A 19,123-nucleotide genomic window follows, 5' to 3' on the forward strand; every position below is an offset into this window, starting at 1 on the left:
ACGCTTCCTCCGGTTAGCCTTGTGCGCGTTCTTCAGCGTGGCGAGCGATCATGCCGGCCGCCTGCTCTTCGAGCACCTGCTGAACGCCGCGCGCGAAGCTTTGCGCGAAGCTGTGGATGAACAGAAGCGGGATGGCCGCAACCAGACCCAGAACCGTGGTCATCAGGGCTTCGGAGATACCACCAGCCATGATGCGCGGGTCACCCGTACCGAACAGGGTGATCTGGGTGAAGGTCTTGATCATACCGGTGACGGTACCCAGAAGACCCAGCAGCGGTGCGATACCGGCGGCGAGCTTCAGGAAGTTGAGACCGAATTCGAGCTTCGGCGTCTCTTGCAGGATGGCCTCATCCAGCTTGAGTTCCATCGTCTCGACGTCTTTGTCCTTGGCGGCCTCATAAGCCAGCATGACACGACCCAGCGGGTTGCCCTTGGAACCGGAAGACTTGCGCTTCTGGCCACCGACAGCCGCCTGCGTCATCAGCAGCGAGACCATGCGGAAGATACCGAAGAGGGCGGAGATGGCGAGCAGGCCGATGATGACCTTACCAACCGCACCACCTTGCTCGATACGCTCTTCCAGGTCCGGGACGTCCTTGTAGATGTCCAGGAGCGGGCCGCGGGACGGGTCAACAACACCCATCACGACTTCACCCGGATCCGCGTTGAACAGGGTCGAGGCCGCGCCGACGAAGTTTGCCGGCGGCTGAGCCGGCAGGTCGGTCAGGCTGTAGGCGCCCGTATTCTCGCTCTCACCCCAGAGGGCGAAACGCTGGTTGTTGTTGTAATTGGTAAAGGCAACAAACGGACCGACGCGCGTGGTTGCAACGGCAGAGCCGTCGCCGATACCGGTGACGCGGGTGTTGTAGGTGACGACCTGCTGCTGCTGGATCATCTCTTCAATCACGCGACGCGGGATGAAGTCGAGTTCCGCACGGGTCGGCAGGGTCCGGCTGTTGGACAGCGTTTCCAGCGCGTCGGCACGGCCCGGGAACTGGGACGAGATGACGGACTGGTTGATGATGGCAGCGAATTCGCCGGCGGCCTGACGCGCGGCACCGAACAGCTCACCAAACGCACCCTGACGCTGGCGCAGTTCGGCATCGAGTTCGTCGATGCGGACCTGATTGGCTTCAAACTCGGCCGACAGGTTGGTCGCCTGACGCTCGAGGGCTGCCAGCTCGTTGCGGGCCTGCGTGAGTTGGGCCTGCTGCTGGTTGGTGGATTGCTGGAATTCGCGCAGGCGAGCGGCATTTTCAGCGCTGGCCTCACGGGCGTCGGAACGCACGCGGTTGAGGAGTTCATTCAGGGAACCGGCCGGCTCGGTCTGAGCCGCGACACCGGCGGTAAGCGCCACGCCAAGCGAAACGGCGGCGGCGAGCATCTTCATTGTGGTCTTCATAACTTAACTCTCCGTTCCAAGCCGTTACTGGGCGACCGTCGGGCCAGGCAGCGGGACCAGGAAGACAGACGGTGTCGTCACTTCCTGGGCGATGCGAATGGCGCGGGTCACATTGGCTTCATAGCTGCCCGGCAGGGCTTCCCAGTCGCTCGATCCATTGTGGAAGATCGTCATGCGACCATCAGGGTACTGGCGGATCATGGCGACCCGACCAACCTGCAGCACGGTGACATTGACCGGAATGCCGTCTTCGAGAACTTCCTCGTCATACGAGTTGATACCGCGGCCATAGGAGGCTTCGATGTCGTAGGCGTTGAGGATGACGCGATAGCGTTCCGCCGGAGAGATGCTCGGATCGTCGATCAGCTCGTAGAGACGCTCGATGCGGGCCAGTCGGCCGGCTTCGCCTTCCAGGCGGAAGGGCAGGTCGAGCGCCACGAACTCCTCGAGCAGCACAACCATTTCGCGCATCATCGGCGCGAGATCGCGCTCGATATTGTCAACGCGACCGATCTGCTGCTCCAGGGAGGCAATCTCGAATTCCTGCGAGCGCAGGAAGACCTGCTGCTGCTCCACAAAAAGGCGCTGCGACTCGATCTGCTCGAGCAGCGCACGGAATTCCAGCTCGATGTCTGTCCGCTGGTCATCCAGCCGATCAATCTGCGCCTGGGTCTGAGCCCCATTCGCCGTATTTCCCCGCGCGACTTCGAGCGTTTGGTTCAGCTGCGCTACGGCGGCCCCCCCAAAGGCGCCCGCCGCCACAGTCGCCATAAGCGACGCGCGAACCAAATTCTTCAAGTTCACCATTTCTCGCCTCACAATGGTCAATGCGGGTTCGTCTGGAAAGACTCCCCGCCCCAATAAAACTTCGATGCAAAGCCAGCATAAACCTGCTGGCCTGGCCCCCTACCCTTGGTTCAAGCGGCCTTGCCAAGCCGCCGAAACAGCGACTTAGCGTCCCAAGTCTGCATGAGTGGTTACTGCAACTGCAGCCCACCCGGTCCGTGATGGTTGGCCCATCATCTCGTCGGCGCAGCCGCGCCACTTGAAAATCGCAAGAACGCTAACACCAGCGTTACACTACGATCAATACATCTTTGTGGCGGGAATGCGGCCCGAACTGCGCACAATAAGGCGAGATTCGCCTGTCAGGATCACCCGCGCGCTGCAGTTCGCGTCAGGATAGCACAAGTTTCCGCATAAAGTTGCGTGCCCAAACCCGATGCGCACACAAATCAGGACGCTTGGCACCTGCTCACAATTCGGTGATGCCGGCGTCAGGCGGGTCTGACCGCCCCTGCCGCGCGAGTCGCGCCATCGTGCGCGGAGAACTGAACCGGAATCAGCGAAGCCATCACAACGCCATACGCGATCCAATGACCGGATCGGGCGCGATGTCCGGGCGCAATGCGGACGCGATCTGTGACGTGTTATGGAAAAATGGCTGGGGCGCCAGGATTCGAACCTGGGAATGCCGATACCAAAAACCGGTGCCTTACCACTTGGCGACGCCCCAACCGTGGCCGTCAGTGACGACGGTGGGCGGTAATTACATAACCCTCCGAAGGGATGCAACGGCGCATTGCGGTTGATGGCAGTTCAAATGACAGAATCTACAGCCAAAGGTCGCCATCCCCCGAAGAATACAGACGTTTCCGGAAACATCGGCCGCGACACTGCACGCGATCCCACAACGCTGCCTTTGCCGCGTTGCGTGCCGCAAGAGAGTTGGCTATAAGCCGCGCCTCGGTTCGGAGTATAGCTCAGCCTGGTAGAGCACCGTCTTCGGGAGGCGGGGGTCGCAAGTTCGAATCTTGCTACTCCGACCAATCACTTTCCCGCCTCATTGACATCCCTGTTGCCGCTGTCATGCCGGCCGCGCGCCCAGCGCGGGACAGTCCGACTGCGCGTCCCTCGACCCGATCGCCGCAAGACCCTACATAATGGTCCAAACAGGACTGCATCTTGCAGGGCCTGACGCACATCATGAAAGCGCGGGGCGAAAGGGCTCTTATGAAACAGTTCTGGATTACATTCTTCGGATCGATCGTCGGCGTGATCGTCGGCTCCGTCCTGACCGTCATACTCGGGATTTTCCTGATTGGCGGCCTGATCGGCATGGCCGTCGAGGGCGCCCGCACCGAGACCGCCCTGCCCCAGACCGCCATGGTGCTCGAACTCGACCTGCGCGATGGTCGGCTCGACAGCCCGTCGCGCTCACCCTTCGGCTTCGCCGAGCCGCTCTCCGTGGTGGATGTTGTTCGCACAATGGAGCGGGCCGAGCGCGATGACCGCGTTGCCGGCATCTTCATCCGTGCCAATGAGTTCGGCATGTCACCGGGCGTCGCCGAGGAATTGCGCGGCGCGATTGCCGATTTCCGCGATGCGGGCAAATTCGTCGTGACCCACGCCCAGGGTTTCGAAGGCACGAGCGTAACCGGCTATTTCGCCGTTTCCGGCTCCGACCAGATCTGGCTGCAGGACACGGCCAGCTTCACACCGGCCGGTCTGGCGGCGGAAGTCACCTTCCTCGGCGGCCTGTTCGAACGCTTCGGCGCCGTCCCGCAATTCGAGCAATTCCACGAGTACAAGAACGCCGCCAATACCTATACGCAAACCGACTTCACCGAGCCGCACCGTGAGGCGACCCTGTCCTATATGGGGTCAATCTATGACACCGCCATCGCCCATATTGCCGGCGACCGGAATGTCAGCGAAGCGACACTGCGCGGTATATTCGAGGACGCACCGCATACGGCGGAGGAAGCCGAGACGCTCGGCCTGGTCGACCGTCTGGGCCATGTCATCGAGGCTCGCGAAGCCACCCTCGCCCGCCTCGGCAGCCAGGGCAGCTTCATCGACATTCAGCGCTACTCGCAGCAGGCTGCGCCGGCCTGGAATAATGGTCCCATCATCGCCCTCATTGAAGGCCAGGGCGCCATTGTCACCGGCGACGCGGCCGTCGGCGCCTTTGGCGGGGAAGAGCAGATTGGCGGCGATTTCATGTCCGAAGCCATTCTCGATGCGGCCGATGACCCCGCGGTCCGCGCCATCGTCATCCGGGTTGATTCGCCGGGCGGGTCAGCGATTGCGTCCGACCAGGTCTGGCATGCCGTGAACCGGGCCCGCGAGGCCGGCAAGCCGGTCATCGTCTCCATGGCCTCCATGGCGGCCTCCGGCGGCTATTACCTGGCCGCTCCGGCGAATTACGTGCTGGCTCACGCCACGACGCTGACCGGCTCGATTGGTGTCCTCGGCGGCAAGATCGTTCTGGACGGCACCTTTGACATGGTCGGACTGAACGCCGAGTCGGTGTCGGTCGGCGGCGAATACGCCACCGCCTTTTCGGCCCAGGAAGAATGGACGGAAAGCCAGCGCGCCGCCTATCGCAGCCAGATGTCGGACATTTATGACGACTTCACCCAGCGCGTGGCCGATGGCCGCGACCTGCCGCTGGAACGCGTCCTGGAAATTGCCCGCGGCCGTGTCTGGACCGGCGCCCAGGCGCTGGATCTGGGTCTGGTCGACGAGATTGGTGGTCTGCGCGATGCCGTTGATGCCGCCCGCCAGTTCGCGGGGATTGATCCGGACCAGGCGATCCGCCTGCGCCGCTTCCCGGCCCAGCGTTCGCCCTTCGAGGCCTTCCAGGAGATGTTCGGCGTCTCGGCCGATACGGCCCAGACCGCGGCCCGGCTCAATGCGCTGATGGAGCTGCCGGAAGTCCGCGCCGCGCTTGAGGCGCGTGCCGCCGCCGATCGCCCGGGCGTGCAGATGCGCTCGGAGGCGGCCCTGCCGCGCTGATCATCGTCTTCAGCTGAAACGGAAAAGGGCCCGCTCCATGCGGGCCCTTTTTTTTTGTCAGACGACCGGCCGCTAGGAAGTCAGCACGCCCACGATCAGCAAGCCCAGCAGGCCGATGCTCAGAAGAATGGAGTAGGCGAAATCGAGAATCACCACGCGCAGCAGCGAGGTGAAACGCCCGTGCGAATAGACGGTCCGGTGCAGGCGGTAGAGATACCAGTTGGACCAGATCAATCCGGCAAAGACCGCGATTTCGCCCGGAATGATGTTCGCCGCGATCGAAAGTCCGGTGATCAGGAAGAACATGAAGGCGTGGAAATGCAGCGACACCACAAGGTGGTCGTAGAAAAAATAGCCCTTCTTGTAGAAGTGCATGCCGGCCAGCATCAGCGCATAGAGCGGCAGCATGAAGAACATCATGGTCGGCGCCCAGCGTTGCATTGACACCACCAGCGCACGCCCCTCCGTGTCGATGATACGATCAAAGCGCACGACCAGGGCCTCCCGGACTTCCAGTGGCAGATCCTCGAGCCCGGTGGGGTCGACCATCATGCCATCGCCGACCTCGATCGGACCGTCCAACGCCTCGACCGAATCCCCCTCGCCGGACGGATAGAGTTCAGGCAGGAGTGTCCGGCGGAAACCCTGCTTGATCTCATCCCGATTGGCCTGCTCCTGCATGGCCACCATCTCCGGCGGCAATTCCGGGACAGCCTCCGCCTGGGCCAGGGCCGCCTCGACCTCGCCCGCCATCCGCTCGCGCATCTCCGGTGGCAGGCCGGCCTCGGCCAGTTCCGTGTCCAGCGTCGCCAGTTCGGCCTCGATAGCCTCGCCATTGGCCGCGGCATCCTGGGCCGGATCGGGGTCCGCGTCCTCGCCCACACCCCCCATCCCGTCGAAGGCAAAGACGAGCAGGAAGAAGAGCACGCTGGCCGTCAGATAGAGACGGAAGGGCATGACATAGCGGGCGCGCACGCCGCTGAGATAATTCTGGGTGATCTTGCCGGGCTTGAACATGAGCGCCGGGAGGGTGCGCCACAAACGCCCCTCGAGCCCGAAGAGGCCATCAAGGATATCGGTCAGCAATTCCCAGAGCGGCCGATGATAGGTGTCAGCGGTCTGGCCGCAGCTGTGACAGACCGGACCGGATAGCTTGGTCGAGCAATTGGAACAGACGCCGGCCGGCGTCGGGGCCTCAAAGGCGGAGAAGCGTTCGCGCTTTTTGCGCCTGGAGGCGTTGATGGCGTCGCCAAGCTCGCCGGCGGCGCTTCCGGCCACCACGGCCTCACTGATTGGGTCACTTCCGGTCATGAAAAAGCCCTGCCCCCTGGCGTTGTGCGAACACAAGCTAGGTCGGCAGGGCCTCTTCTGACAAGCGCGACAGGCCTATTCGGCTGTTGCGCTGCCCTCTTCCAGGTCCGCAAAGCACAGATAGCGTGTGCGGTGGATATTGGTCAGATTGTCTTCCCAGCCAGTGACCCGCGGGTTTACGAGGTTCTTGTTGACGTAAAAGACGATCGGGATGATCGGCATGTCGTCGATCAACATCTGCTCGGCCTCGGCCATCATTTCGCCGCGCAGTTCCAGATTGAGCTCGCGGTTGGCGTCGGTGACGAGGCTGTCGAATTCCGGGTTGTTGTAGCGCGCGTAATTCATCGGAATTGAGCGATACTCACCCAAGAAGAGGAAGTTGTAGGGATCGTTGTAATCCGCAATCCAGCCGCCATCGGCGACCTGGAAATCGGAGGCACGCAGATTGTCGTAATGGATCTGCGTATCGTTGACGATCAGCTCCGGCTGGACCCAGTCGGCAATCGCCGACCAGTCATTCTGGACAACCGGCGCGATGCGCGGGTTATCGCCGGTGGCGCGATAGGTGTATTCGAAGCGGAAGGGATTATCCGGGCCATAGCCGGCGGCTTCCAGCAGGGCGCGCGCCATTTCGCGACGTTCCTCGACCGGCGTGTCCGCCCATTCGGCTTCAACACCGCCCGGATAATTGGCTACACCCGGCGGGATCATTGCATAAGCGGGAACCTGGCCGGCGCGGAGGATCTCCTCGGCGATGAAATTGCGGTCGATGGCCATGCCCAGCGCATTGCGGACATTGGGATCATCGAACTGTTCCAGCGTCGTGTTCACCGAGAAATAGATCGTGCCCATGAACGGATGGACGCGGACATAGTCCGGGATTTCACGGCGCAGGAATTCCATCTGCTGGCCCGGGAATTCCATGTTCAGGTCGAGCTCGCCATTCCGGACCCGGCGGCCGGCCGCGGAATTGTCCACGGTCGGGTAGAAATAGACGTCATCTACGCAAACATTTGAATTGTCATAGAAATTCTCATTGCGGGCGAGATGGACATAATTATTGGTCCGCCAGTCCTGAAGCGTGTAGGCGCCGTTGGAGACCATATTGCCCGGGCGCACCCACTCATCGCCATAGACCTCAACCACGTGCTGGGGCAGCGGGAAAGTGGTGTAGTGGGTCAACAGGCCCGGCAGGTAGGGGGCCGGATTGACCAGCTGGACTTCAAGCGTGCGGTCATCGATCGCGCGCACACCGATCGAGTTCGGGTCGGCGGCTCCGGTGGAAGCTTCCTCGATCCCGGCAATCGGATAGAGCAGCGAGACATATTGGGCGCCGGTTGTCGGCGTGGCGATACGGCGCCAGGCGAAGACGAAATCACTGGCCGTGACCGGTTCGCCGTCGGACCAGACCGCTTCACGCAGGGTGAAGGTCCAGGTCAGGCCGTCATCGGAGACTTCCCAGCTTTCCGCCATGCCCGGGATCGGTGCGCCATCGGGATCGTCGGTGAACAGACCGAGGAACATGTCCCCGATGATGTTGTTCTCCCAGGTACCGGAGGCCTTGTGCGGATCCAGCGACAGCGGTTCGGCATTATTGCCGCGATGCAGGACGACGGCATCGCTATCGGCGGCGTCATTGCCGCCACAGCTGGCCAGGGCCAGCGCGGAAGCGGTAACGAGGATGGTGTTCAAAATCTTTGTGCGGATCACGGTTTCGGTCTCCCCTCCGAAGCAGCACGACGAGTCAGTTGCCGATGTTCTAGCTGAACATCATCGGCCGGTCGACACTGGCCGACCGGTCGCGCATAGTCGAACAAGCCGAGAGATTTACACGAGTGACCATGAACGCGCGATTACTGATTCTTCTGCCAGCCGCCCTGATGACCGCCCCTGCCGCCGCGCAGTCAGGCGACTCGCCGCTGGACCCGCTCTTCACCTGCCGTGATATCGCCGATGACAGCGCCCGTCTGGCCTGTCTCGACGCGGCGGTCGATGCCCTGCGCAGCGAAACCGAAAGCGGCGATGTCGTCGCCGTCGATCGCGAGCAGATCGAAGCGGCCGAGGAAGCCACATACGGGCTCTCCATCCCGCAATTCCGCCTGCCGGGCCTTTCCTTGCCGGGCGGTGGCGAAGACGCCGAACTGGCCGAGCTCGAATCAAGCGAAGCCTCACCGCAGCGGGTTATCAATCGCGATAGCAACGGCCAGATCGACAGCATTGAGGGCCTCGCGGTCGCGGAGATTTCCGAGAATCGCTCCGGCGAGAAAATCATCCGCCTCGCCAATGGCCAGGTCTGGCGCCAAACCGACAACACCTATGTCCAGCTGTCGCGCTCGCGCGCCGACACGGACTATACAGTGACCATCTCAAACGGAGCCCTGGGTTCCCATTTCATGCGCCTGGACAATGGCGGACGCCGTTTCCGGGCCGAACGTGTCGAGTAATCAATCGAGGGTCTCATGACAGTCTCACGCCATGCGGTAATCGCCGCGCTTCTTCTCACCACGGCCCTGCCCGCCAGCGCCTTCGCCCGTCAGGACGAGGACGCGGTGGACGGCATCCTGGCCTGCCGCGGCATCACCGAGACCGCCGCCCGGCTCGCCTGTTTCGACTCGGCTGCCGAACGCCTGGCCGGCGATCGCGAGAGCGGTGAATTGATGACCGTCACCCGCAGCGATGTGGCAGCGGTGGAAGGCGACAGCTTCGGCTTCTCCATGCCGTCCCTGCCGCGCCTGCGCCTGCCACGGATTGCCCTGGCCACCGCCGGCCGCCAGCACGATGCCCTAGAAGGCGCGAGCAATACGGTCGACAGGACGCAGCAGACACCCGCGCCGGCAGCGACCAGTGACGCCACCCCACCGGTTCCGGCAACAGGCACGGCACCCGCGACCAGCGCGCCAGCGGCCAACACCGCAGCCAGTACGGCAGCCGCAGAAGCCACTTCCGTCGCCATTCTCGAGCGCGATGAGGACGGTGATGTCTTCCGCGTCGAAATGGAGATCGAGCGCACCCGCACGGTCGGCTATGACACCATTGTCTTCTACATGACCAATGGCCAGGTCTGGCGCCAGACCGACTCGACGCGCGTGCGCCCACCGCGCGGCGAAGGCAACACGGCGGAAATCCGCCGCGGGGCCATGACCAGCTATCTCCTGCGCATCAACGGCTCCGGCCGCGCCATCCGCGTCGAACGCCAGCGCTAGCCGCCGGACACCACACGAACAAGGCCGCCGGAGCTGATCCGGCGGCCTTTCTTGTTTGTGTGCCTACCCAATGATTGTCATCCCTGATGGACGCCCCGCGCAGGCGGGGCGAAAGTCAGGGACCTAGCTGGTGGCGACCACATGGGTCCCCGCCCTGCGTCCGGCCTTCGCCGGACATCCCGCGGGGATGACAAGAGAGCGTAAGGGCCGTTTGATATCGCGTGTCCGGCGCGCCTACCGATCCTTCGGATCGATCGCGTCGCGCAGGCCGTCGCCGATGAAGTTGAGACAGAAGAGCGTCACCATCATCGTCACGGCGGGACCGATCAGCGTCCACGGTGCCGGCTCCATGTCCTGGGCACCGGCCGAGATCAGGCGACCCAGCGAGGTCAGCGGTTCCTGCACACCCAGGCCGAGGAAGCTCAGGAAGCTTTCCGCCAGGATGACGACCGGGATCATCAGCGTGACATAGACGACGACCGGACCCAGCACATTGGGAATGATGTGACGCTGGATGATCTTGGTCCGTGAGACACCGGCGGCATGGGCGGCCTCGACGAATTCCATGCCCTTGAGGGCAATGGTCTGGCCGCGCACGATGCGCGCCATGGTCAGCCATTCGACAGCGCCGATGGCGACGAAGATGAGCACGATATTGCGCCCGAAAGTCACCATCAGGATGATCACGAAGAAGATGAAGGGCAGCGAATAGAGGATATCGACAAAGCGCATCATCGCCTGGTCGACCTTGCCGCCGATAAAGCCGGCGGTCGCGCCCCAGGTCACCCCGATCACCAGGGAGACGAAGGTCGCCACGATACCGACCATGAGCGACACGCCCAACCCGACCAGGATGCGCGCAACCATGTCGCGCCCCTGGGCATCCGTGCCCAGGAGGTGCCAGTTTTCCAGGGTCGGGGCGATCCAGACGCGGTCGCGATAGATCGTGTCGTAATCATGCACCCAGAGCAGCTGGCCAATCGTGGCCAGCAGAACAAGCGTGCCCAGAATGACCATGGAGGTGACCGCCGCGCGATTGCGCATCAGGCGGGCCCGCGCATCATCCCAGAGAGAACGCCCCTGGACGGCAGCCTTCTCGAGCAGTTCGGCCTTTTCCTGTGGAGTGGACAGCGTCGTCATGACTCGTACTTCACCTTCGGATTGAGGACACCGTAGAGGAGATCGGCCAGCAGGTTGAGCACGATGATCAAGGTCGCATAGACGATGACCACACCCATCACGACGGTGTAGTCACGCTGCAGGGCGGCATCGACGAAATGCTTGCCGATACCCGGAAGCTGGAAGACCCGCTCGATCACCAGCGAGCCGGAAATCACCGCAGCCGAGGCCGGTCCGAGATAGGAGACCAGCGGCAGGATCGCCGACCGCAGGGCGTGACGGACGATCACCGCCGGCGCTGACAGGCCCTTGGCCCGGGCGGTGCGGATATAGTTGGAGCGCACAACCTCGATCATCGAGGCTCGCATCAGGCGGGCGATGATGGCGATCTGTGGCAAGGCGAGCGTGATCACCGGCAGGATGAGTCGGTCGGGCGTCATGCCGTATCGCGGGTCGAGGCCGCCGGTTGGCACCCATCCCATATAGAGACCGAAGACCAGTGCCAGGATGGGACCCATGACAAAGGGCGGGATGGAAATCCCCACCATGGCAAAGGTCATGACCGAAAAATCGGTCCCGGAATTCTGGCGCAAGGCGGCGATGGATCCGAGCAGCGTGCCCAGGCCGATGGCCAGCAGCATGGAGAAGAGACCAATGGTTGCGGAGACCGGGAAGCCTTCGGCGATGATCTCGGCCACATCCTTGTCGCGGAGCTTCAACGAGGGTCCGAGATCTCCCTGAAAGAGATTTCCCATATAGTCGAAATACTGAAAGATCAGCGGCTTATCGAGGCCATAGCTGGCCAGGATCACCTGGCGCGTCTCCTCCGGCATCGGACGTTCGAGATCGAACGGTCCGCCGGGGGCGACTCGCATCATGAAAAAGGCGACCGTGATGATCACCAGAATCGTCGGGATGGCGACACTGAAGCGCCTGAGTACAAATCCAAGCATGAAGGTTCGGCTCAGTCCATTTTGCGCGCAGTTTCAATGCAAGGCGCCTGATGTCAATGAAGGCTCTGTTGCTGTAATGCAGCATCTTGAGCCGGTGGCGGTGGCAATGGGGCTGTCCGCGACCGTGTAGGCTCAGGTGTCGCTGTACTGATAAAAATCTGCGCCATCATCAGCGCGAGCACGAGCCAGCCCAGCCGCAAGATGCGCTTGCCTAGAAATCGACCGGCGTTCACATTCCCCTCCCGTGATCATGGCGTTTGACCCGGTCACGCAAAAACTGCGCCGTCCGTGACCCGGAGTGAATTGCAAGTGTCCGGCGATTGCCTAGGATGCGCGCAGTTTCGACTGAGAAAGGCCAATCCATGCACAGTGCGCTGTGGTGGCGAGATTTCGAGTTCCAGGACGGTATTGTCACCGTCAAGAAGACGGGCGCCCGTCTTCCGCTCAAACTGGGACTGATTGGCGAAGTCCTGTCCTGGTTCCCGTTTTATTTCGTGGTTGAAGGCTGGCGGATCAAGTCGGCGTCCCAGGATGGGCCGAAAATCTGGTTCGCGCCCGACCGTCCACGCCCCTGGTATCTGATCTGGTCGGTCCTGCACGCCGCCGGCGCCCGCATTGCCGCCCATCCCGGCGAAGCCGATGCGGTTTTCGTTTTCGACGATTCCACCACGTGTTGCCCCTGCAATGTCCCGCCCGATGCCCGGGTCATCAATCGCGACTGCCAGAGCATTGCGAAGAGCCATGTCGCCGCGGTGTTCGAACGATCCTTCGGCTATTCCCTGTCCGTCGACCCGACCAGCTGGACCGGGCCCATGGTCGAGAAGTCCGAGCTCAATGGCGCCCATGACGGTCGCGTGGTCCAGGGCCCGATCGACATGCCCCGGCCCGGCCGCGTCTATCAGCGTGTGATCGACAACACCGTGCCCGGCGACCTGGTGGAGGATCTGCGCTGTCCAACCATGGACGGCCATATACCGCTGGTCATCCGCAAGCGTCGCAAGACGTCATCACGCTTTTCCAATTCCAATGACGAGATCGAGTGCGCGGAAACCGATGAGGTCTTCAGCGTCGAGGAGCGGGCCCAGCTGGCCGCCTTCACCCGGGCCATGGGGCTGGACTGGGGCGGGCTGGATGTTCTGCGTAATCGTGATGACGGTCGGCTCTATGTCGTGGATGTGAACAAAACTGATATGGGGCCGCCGGTCGCGATGCGGTTGGATGACAAGATCAAAGTCACCAAACGGCTGGCCGCGGCATTCCTGGATTTCCTCGGCCACCCCAAACCGGAACCGGCCAAGCGCACACCATGAATTCTATTCCCTTCGAACGCGATTTCGATTTCGAGTACGGGCGTTGCGACACGCTCTCTCCCCTGATCCGGCGCGTCATAGCGCCCAATCCGGGCCCCTTCACCTTCACCGGCACCGGTGTTTACATCATCGGGCATGGCTCGGTTGCGGTGATCGATCCAGGCCCGGTCGACCCGGCCCATATCGCGGCGCTGGATGCGGCCCTTGAGGGTGAAACGGTCAGCCACGTTTTCGTCACCCATCATCATCTCGACCATTCGCCGCTCGCCCATCCGCTCGCCGACCGCCATGGCGCGAAAGTCTATGGCTATGGTCCGCAGCAAAGCGCGCCGGTTGGCGGCGAAGTCCGACTGGAAGCCGGTGATGATGTCGGCTTTCAGCCGGACATCCAGATCACCGACGAGCAAGTCTTCCACGGTGAAGGCTGGACGCTGGAGGCGCTGCACACGCCCGGACACACGTCGAACCATGTCTGCTATGCCCTGCACGAGGAGAACACGCTCTTCTCAGGCGACCATGTCATGGCCTGGTCCACCAGCGTGATCAGCCCGCCCGACGGACATATGGGGGATTACCTCGCCCAGCTGGAACGGGTCCGGGACCGGGATTTTGCTCGCCTCTGGCCAACTCACGGTCCCGCGGTGAGAAGCCCCCGCGCCTTCGTCCAGGCCTATATCGACCACCGCCTCGCCCGCGAAGACCAGATCCTCGCCTGCCTCGCCGACGGGCATGACACGATCCGCGACATGGTCGCGGTGATGTATGCCGATGTCGACAAGCGTCTCCACCCGGCTGCCGCGCACTCCGTGCTGGCCCATGTCATCCACCTGGTGGAACTCGGCAAGGTCGCCAGCAGCACGGTCGACCAGGTCGACCTGACGGCACGCTTCAAGCTGGCCGAAACAGCGTAATTCCTTCCCCGCGCATGGGGGAATCCCTAACCCGCTTCGGCCTCGCCGGACATCGCGGCCAGGAAGCGCTCCACGCGCTCTGCGTTGCGACCGAGATCATGGACCGGCTGGCGGGCCAGTGAGCGGATATCGACCTGGCTGCGCCCGTCCTCCAGCGCGGTCACGCGAACAGAAATGTCATCGCGAAACCCGAACATCAGGCTTTCGGCCGCGGCCTCAAACATGCCGGCCGTGTCTGACGCGGTACCGATACGCCAGCCATTCTCGCGTCCATAGAGCAGGGCCTGACGGAAGACCGTGCGAGCGTCCTGGTCAACAACAAGACTGGTGATTTCCGGATAGGCAGCCTGCTGTGCCGCATGGACTGACGAGTCATAGGCTAGCGGGCGCTCCGACGATGCGCGACGCGCCGCATAGGCCGCCGTGAAATGAGGCGGATCGGCTGCATCGGTGGTGACGTCGGGTATGAAGGGCCGGTTGGCCGCAAGGCCATCATACACATAGCGGCCGGAGAACCCGCCTGCCGCAACCAGCAAAGCCAGGACCGGCACGCTCAGCCCACCGACCCAGCGATGTCCTGCGAGGCGTTGGGCGATAACGAGCGCCGCCAGAAGTCCACCCATGACAGCGCAGGCCAGGATCAGCTTGGGTCCGATGCCCAGCGTCATCCAGTCCAGGCCGTAGGACCAGTTCCAGAAGCTCAATTTGGTGCCAAGCGCCGCGACCAGAAACCAGACCGGCGTGATGAGCGTCAGCAGCGCCGTTATCCACCCCAGCGGCGGGATGATCGCACGCAGGATTTCAGTCAGTCTGTCCACAGGTCCGGCCCCCTCAGGCATTGCGCGTCAGGGATACAACCGGCTCACCGTCCAAGTCGACCCCAAATCGGGCCTGTCAAAAAACATTCTATCATGCAGGCGGAAGGGCCGGTCGCGCCAGAATTCCATACTGAGGGGGCGGATGCGGAAGCCCGACCAGTGCGGTGGACGCGGCACCTCGCCCAGACCGAAGCGCGCCGCCTCGCGCGCCACAGCTTTCTCGAGCGCGAAACGGCTTTCCAGCGGGCGGGACTGCTTCGAGGCCCAGGCGCCGATCCGGCTGTCACGGGCGCGGGAGGCGAAATATTCGTCCGCCTCCTCGGTGCTGACCGCCTCGACCAGCCCCCTCACCCGCACCTGTCGGCGCAGGGATTTCCAGTGAAAGCACAGCGCTGCCTGGGCATTCTCCGCCAACTGGCTGCCCTTGCCGCTTTCCAGATTGGTGTAGAAGACGAAGCCATCGGCATCCACGTCTTTCAAGAGCACCATGCGGACATCCGGGAGGCCGGACGCGTCCGCCGTTGCCAAAGCCATCGCATTGGCATCATTGGGCTCTTTCTTCTTGGCATCAGTCAGCCAGTCGGCGAACAGCGCAAAGGGATCCTCGCGATCAAAGATCTCCGCCGCATTGGCATCCGCCGTCTTCGCATAGGCGTCGGCATCGGGACTGGGCGGGATCAGCTTGTCATCGGACATGGGCGGCACTCCTGGAACACGTCCGCCTAGGTAAGCGCCTGGCCCGGCGCGTCAAGCTTTCCCTGTGGGTCAATCACAAGCGCACCGGCTCCCTGTTCGCCACTGAAAAAGGGCGCCCGGCGCGGGGCCAAACATAAATCGCTTGTCAGCCAGCAGGCCGTATCCGGCAAGCGGTCTTTAAGATGGTTTGCGCAAGGCGCGGGGACGATCACGGGCGCTGAATTCCCAGCGGGACACGTACCAGAGGTACATGTCCCTCGCCCAGCCTCCGGATCGACGCACCCGGCATCCTCCCGCGTCAACCTTTCAGGAATCTTCTTGCGCTAAGACAGTGCCATGACATCGCGTGTTGAGAGTGTGGATGCGGCCTATGCTGTCCTGGGGCTGACCCCGACTGACGGTATGGCGGCGGCGCGTGCGGCTTTCCGGTCGCGTGTGAAAACCCTGCATCCCGATGTCGCCGAGCCGACCCCGGCCACCCTGTCCGAGCTGGCCCGCATCGTCGACGCGATGGATTTCATCCGCGCCCATGCGCCGGTCTGTCTCGAGATCGAGCTCAGCGCCGCGCAGGCCTTGCGCGGCCTGACTCGCACGCTGCGCCATGGCGACAAGCCACTACTCGTACGCATCCCGGCCGGCACGGTCGACGGCACCGAATTGCCCGCCGTCGGCGAAGACCGCATCCGGGTTACCATCCGGGTCCAGGCCGAAAGCGAAACCGCGCCCGCGCCTTCCTCCGAAATCCCTGACGCGCCCGATCTTGACGCCTTCATGCACGAATTCTCGCGCCCCTCGGTGAATACCCTCATGGCCCGATGGATCCGCAAAGCGCAGTCGGCCGCGTGACCTGACGCCAAGCTGTGTCTAATCTGCCCGTACAGCAGGCGGATACATTATGTCTCACAACACGTTCGGACATCTTTTCCGGGTCACGACCTGGGGCGAAAGTCATGGCCCGGCCATCGGCGCCGTCGTCGATGGCTGCCCGGCCGGCATTCCGCTGACCGAGGCCGACCTCCAGCCCTGGCTGGATCTGCGTCGTCCGGGCACGTCCCGCCATGTGACGCCACGCCAGGAGCCGGACCAGGTCCGCATCCTCTCCGGCGTGTTCGAGGATGACCGCACCGACGGTCCGGTGACCACCGGCACACCGATCAGCCTGATGATCGAGAATGTCGACCAGCGCTCAAAGGATTATGGCGCCATCCGCGACAAGTGGCGGCCCGGCCATGCCGACTATACCTATGACATGAAATACGGCATCCGCGATTATCGCGGCGGCGGCCGCTCCTCGGCGCGGGAGACCGCCATGCGCGTTGCCGCGGGCGGGATCGCCCGCAAAGTGCTGGGTGACGGAATCTCGATCCGCGCCGCACTCGTTCAGATCGGTGAGCGCGCCATTGACCGGTCCCGCTGGGACTGGGAGGAAGTCGCCAACAACCCCTTCTTCTGCCCGGATGCCGAAACGGCGGCCTTGTGGGAAGCCGACATGGACGCGCTGCGCCGGGATGGTTCTTCCACCGGCGCGATTGTCGAAGTTGTGGTCTCCGGTCTGCCGGCCGGCTGGGGCGCCCCCGTTTATGCCAAGCTCGACAGTGAACTGGCTGCTGCCATGATGACGATCAATGCGGTCAAGGGCGTCGAGATCGGCGCCGGCTTCGCCTCGGCGGCCCTGCGCGGCGAAGATGCGGCCGACGAGATGCGCATGGGCGATGACGGACCGATTTTCCTGTCCAACCATAATGGCGGCGTGCTCGGTGGCATTTCCACCGGACAGGATTTGGTCATCCGCTTTGCCGTCAAGCCGACCTCGTCGATCACCGTCGAGCGGCGCACGCTGGATCGCAATTTCGAGGAAACGGTGATCGAGACCCGCGGGCGTCATGACCCCTGTGTCGGCATCCGCGCCGTCCCGGTCGGCGAAGCCATGGCCGCCCTTGTCCTGGCCGACCAGAAACTGCGCCATGCGGGCCAGTCCGCCTACTGAACCTTGCCTGAAAGCCCAAGGTGAACCCCGCGTTCATGTTCGGCTCATGCGCGAATTTCTAGTGTAATGGCAGATTGGCCGGGTCTGCCCGGCGACACGCCCTGGAGGTAACCCGCATGCAGCAGCTCAAGCGCAAATGGCTTGGCGCCTCGCTCGCGTCACTCATCCTGGTCCCAGCCCTGCTGTTTGTGGCGCCGGCTGAAGCGCAGCGCAGTGATCGCGGCGACGAGTATCGCCGGGATCGCGGCAATGAAACCGGTCGTGGCGCTCGTCGCCAACCTGACCAGCAACGCCACGCCTCCCGCGGTGACCGACCGCGACGCGAGTCCGGCCCGGCATCGCGGCCCACTTCTCGTGATCGCCCGGATCGGGGATCGCGGCCTGATCGAGGACCGCGCCCGGACGCCGGACGGCCAGGCCGCCGTCCTGATGCGGGAAATCCCGGACGTCGTCCCGATACCCGTCCTGATCGTCGTCGCCCGGACACGCGACCGGATCGGCGCCGTCCTGACGCGGGCAATCCCGGACGCCGTCCCGAAACCCGCCCTGATCGTCGCCGCCCGGACACGCGGCCGGATCGGCGCAGACCCGATGCGGGCAATCCCGGGCGCCGTCCTGATACGCGCCCCGATCGCCGTCGTCCGGACTCCCGTCCGGATCGGCGCAGGCCTGATGCGGGCAATCCCGGGCGCCGTCCCGATACGCGCCCCGACCGTCGTCGTCCGGACTCCCGTCCGGATCGGCGCAGGCCTGATGCCCGCGGGCCCGGCAGCCACCGTCCCGATACGCGCCGGCCGGATCGCCGCAGACCCGATACGCGGCCGGACCGCCGTCGTTGGGACGCTCGCGGTCCTGGCAATCACCGCCCGCGCGGCCATCGCGGCGGCCGTGATCAACGTCGTTGGGACTACGCCCAGCGCCGACATAATTTCTATCGCGATCGCAACCGGCACAATTCCCACCGCCGCTGGGTCCGCCACATGAATCACGGCTGGTCCAATGCGCGCTATTATGGCCGCTGGGGTCCGTCGAGCCGCTGGCGCTACCACACGCGCTATTACGACTATGGCTACACCAATCGCCAATTCGCCTATTATGACGGCATCTGCCGCTATAACGGGAATGGGGATGGAGCGGTTGTCGGCGCCCTGCTTGGCGCGCTGATCGGCGGCGCGGCCGCCAGCGATGACAATGTTGGTGCGGGCATCCTGATCGGGGCCGGATTCGGCGCCGTCCTCGGTGACAGCCTGGGTCGCATGGATAATTGCGACCGTGCGCAATACCACTACGCCATGAATTACGCCTTCGAATACGGCCAGCCCTATTACTGGGGCAATCCGTATTCCGGCGTGCGCGGCGCCATCATCATCCGCGAGACCTATTACAATTCCGGCGTCGAATGCCGCTGGGGTGATGCCGAGGTCTACATGCCCGATGGCACCTACAGCTATGACCGCGTGCGCATGTGCCGTGACGGTTATGGCGAGTGGGAAGTGGCCCGTATCCAGTAGCCCGCTCCGGGGATAAGCAGTCCTGTGTGCGTGGGATTGCGACGGAGAGAGGCCGACCCGATCCGGGTCGGCCTTTTTCTTGCGTGATGTTCATCCAGTCG

At 63.4% G+C, this 19,123-nt stretch carries 18 protein-coding genes and 2 tRNA genes; 11 read left to right on the forward strand and 9 right to left on the reverse strand.

The genetic code is table 11. The features are described 5' to 3' along the window. Nucleotides 1–13: 13 nt before the first annotated feature. The 3 genes from Q0X62_RS11085 to Q0X62_RS11095 all read right to left on the reverse strand — a co-directional run bounded on the left by Q0X62_RS11085 (nucleotide 14) and on the right by Q0X62_RS11095 (nucleotide 2,918). Nucleotides 14–1,402, reverse strand: a complete 1,389-nt coding sequence (locus Q0X62_RS11085; protein WP_297735501.1) for a MotA/TolQ/ExbB proton channel family protein — start codon at nucleotides 1,400–1,402, stop codon at nucleotides 14–16. A 24-nt stretch (nucleotides 1,403–1,426) separates the two neighbouring features. Further along, nucleotides 1,427–2,209 carry a DUF3450 domain-containing protein gene (locus Q0X62_RS11090; RefSeq protein WP_297735504.1) on the reverse strand — a complete coding sequence of 261 codons (783 nt, stop codon included), beginning with the start codon at nucleotides 2,207–2,209 and terminating at the stop codon, nucleotides 1,427–1,429. Nucleotides 2,210–2,843: 634 nt separating this feature from the next. Beyond that, nucleotides 2,844–2,918, reverse strand: a tRNA-Gln gene (locus tag Q0X62_RS11095). Nucleotides 2,919–3,154: 236 nt separating this feature from the next. Between Q0X62_RS11095 and Q0X62_RS11100 the strand changes: the two genes are divergently transcribed. Together Q0X62_RS11100 and sppA are read left to right on the forward strand one after the other, a co-directional pair. Beyond that, nucleotides 3,155–3,231, forward strand: a tRNA-Pro gene (locus Q0X62_RS11100). 184 nt (nucleotides 3,232–3,415) lie between these two features. Further along, nucleotides 3,416–5,203, forward strand: a complete 1,788-nt coding sequence (gene sppA / locus Q0X62_RS11105; RefSeq protein WP_297735507.1) for a signal peptide peptidase SppA — start codon at nucleotides 3,416–3,418, stop codon at nucleotides 5,201–5,203. A 72-nt stretch (nucleotides 5,204–5,275) separates the two neighbouring features. On the opposite strand, the gene Q0X62_RS11110 is transcribed toward sppA, so the two are convergent. Further along, entirely contained in the window at nucleotides 5,276–6,514 is a 1,239-nt protein-coding gene (locus tag Q0X62_RS11110; RefSeq protein ID WP_297735509.1) for a DUF3667 domain-containing protein, read from the reverse strand. Nucleotides 6,515–6,589: 75 nt separating this feature from the next. Then, on the reverse strand, nucleotides 6,590–8,224 hold the full coding sequence (locus Q0X62_RS11115; RefSeq protein WP_297735512.1) for a peptide ABC transporter substrate-binding protein: 1,635 nt from the start codon (nucleotides 8,222–8,224) through the stop codon (nucleotides 6,590–6,592). A 131-nt stretch (nucleotides 8,225–8,355) separates the two neighbouring features. Between Q0X62_RS11115 and Q0X62_RS11120 the strand changes: the two genes are divergently transcribed. Beyond that, nucleotides 8,356–8,958 (forward strand): hypothetical protein, encoded by a 603-nt coding sequence (locus Q0X62_RS11120; protein ID WP_297735514.1) that lies wholly within the window; start codon nucleotides 8,356–8,358, stop codon nucleotides 8,956–8,958. Nucleotides 8,959–8,973: 15 nt separating this feature from the next. Further along, nucleotides 8,974–9,717: a hypothetical protein gene (locus Q0X62_RS11125; RefSeq protein WP_297735517.1), complete on the forward strand. Its 744-nt coding sequence runs from the start codon at nucleotides 8,974–8,976 to the stop codon at nucleotides 9,715–9,717. Nucleotides 9,718–9,951: 234 nt separating this feature from the next. Here Q0X62_RS11125 and Q0X62_RS11130 read toward each other — a convergent pair whose 3' ends face one another. Both Q0X62_RS11130 and Q0X62_RS11135 read right to left on the reverse strand, forming a co-directional pair. Next, nucleotides 9,952–10,857, reverse strand: coding sequence for an ABC transporter permease subunit (locus Q0X62_RS11130; RefSeq protein WP_297735520.1), 906 nt, complete (start codon nucleotides 10,855–10,857; stop codon nucleotides 9,952–9,954). Continuing rightward, nucleotides 10,854–11,789, reverse strand: a complete 936-nt coding sequence (locus Q0X62_RS11135; RefSeq protein WP_297735524.1) for an ABC transporter permease — start codon at nucleotides 11,787–11,789, stop codon at nucleotides 10,854–10,856. The genes Q0X62_RS11130 and Q0X62_RS11135 overlap by 4 nt, the downstream gene beginning before the upstream one ends. Here Q0X62_RS11135 and Q0X62_RS11140 point away from each other — a divergent pair. The 3 genes from Q0X62_RS11140 to Q0X62_RS11150 all read left to right on the forward strand — a co-directional run bounded on the left by Q0X62_RS11140 (nucleotide 11,713) and on the right by Q0X62_RS11150 (nucleotide 14,010). After that, on the forward strand, nucleotides 11,713–11,919 hold the full coding sequence (locus tag Q0X62_RS11140; RefSeq protein ID WP_297735650.1) for a hypothetical protein: 207 nt from the start codon (nucleotides 11,713–11,715) through the stop codon (nucleotides 11,917–11,919). The genes Q0X62_RS11135 and Q0X62_RS11140 overlap by 77 nt on opposite strands. A gap of 232 nt (nucleotides 11,920–12,151) precedes the next feature. After that, a complete protein-coding gene (locus tag Q0X62_RS11145; protein ID WP_297735526.1) occupies nucleotides 12,152–13,099 on the forward strand; it encodes a hypothetical protein in 948 nt (315 codons plus the stop codon). Continuing rightward, the gene (locus tag Q0X62_RS11150) at nucleotides 13,096–14,010 is read left to right on the forward strand and encodes an MBL fold metallo-hydrolase (protein WP_297735529.1); all 915 of its coding nucleotides are present in this window, start codon (nucleotides 13,096–13,098) and stop codon (nucleotides 14,008–14,010) included. The genes Q0X62_RS11145 and Q0X62_RS11150 overlap by 4 nt, the downstream gene beginning before the upstream one ends. Before the next feature lie 26 nt (nucleotides 14,011–14,036). On the opposite strand, the gene Q0X62_RS11155 is transcribed toward Q0X62_RS11150, so the two are convergent. Continuing rightward, nucleotides 14,037–14,828, reverse strand: a complete 792-nt coding sequence (locus Q0X62_RS11155) for a DUF1499 domain-containing protein (RefSeq protein ID WP_297735531.1) — start codon at nucleotides 14,826–14,828, stop codon at nucleotides 14,037–14,039. Between the two features lie 27 nt (nucleotides 14,829–14,855). Beyond that, a complete protein-coding gene (gene pdxH, locus Q0X62_RS11160) occupies nucleotides 14,856–15,524 on the reverse strand; it encodes a pyridoxamine 5'-phosphate oxidase (protein ID WP_297735534.1) in 669 nt (222 codons plus the stop codon). A 336-nt stretch (nucleotides 15,525–15,860) separates the two neighbouring features. On the opposite strand from pdxH, the gene Q0X62_RS11165 reads away from it, so the two are divergent. From Q0X62_RS11165 to Q0X62_RS11180, 4 genes are all read left to right on the forward strand, one after another. Beyond that, the gene (locus Q0X62_RS11165; protein WP_297735538.1) at nucleotides 15,861–16,370 is read left to right on the forward strand and encodes a hypothetical protein; all 510 of its coding nucleotides are present in this window, start codon (nucleotides 15,861–15,863) and stop codon (nucleotides 16,368–16,370) included. A gap of 49 nt (nucleotides 16,371–16,419) precedes the next feature. Next, nucleotides 16,420–17,511, forward strand: a complete 1,092-nt coding sequence (gene aroC, locus Q0X62_RS11170; protein ID WP_297735540.1) for a chorismate synthase — start codon at nucleotides 16,420–16,422, stop codon at nucleotides 17,509–17,511. A 249-nt stretch (nucleotides 17,512–17,760) separates the two neighbouring features. Beyond that, complete coding sequence (locus tag Q0X62_RS11175; protein ID WP_297735543.1) at nucleotides 17,761–18,495, forward strand: hypothetical protein; 735 nt, start codon at nucleotides 17,761–17,763, stop codon at nucleotides 18,493–18,495. Continuing rightward, nucleotides 18,492–19,022, forward strand: coding sequence for a glycine zipper domain-containing protein (locus Q0X62_RS11180; protein WP_297735545.1), 531 nt, complete (start codon nucleotides 18,492–18,494; stop codon nucleotides 19,020–19,022). Before Q0X62_RS11175 ends, Q0X62_RS11180 begins: the two co-directional genes overlap by 4 nt. The last annotated feature ends 101 nt before the right edge of the window (nucleotides 19,023–19,123 follow it).

Source organism: uncultured Maricaulis sp. (assembly GCF_947259345.1).
Classification (GTDB): domain Bacteria; phylum Pseudomonadota; class Alphaproteobacteria; order Caulobacterales; family Maricaulaceae; genus Maricaulis.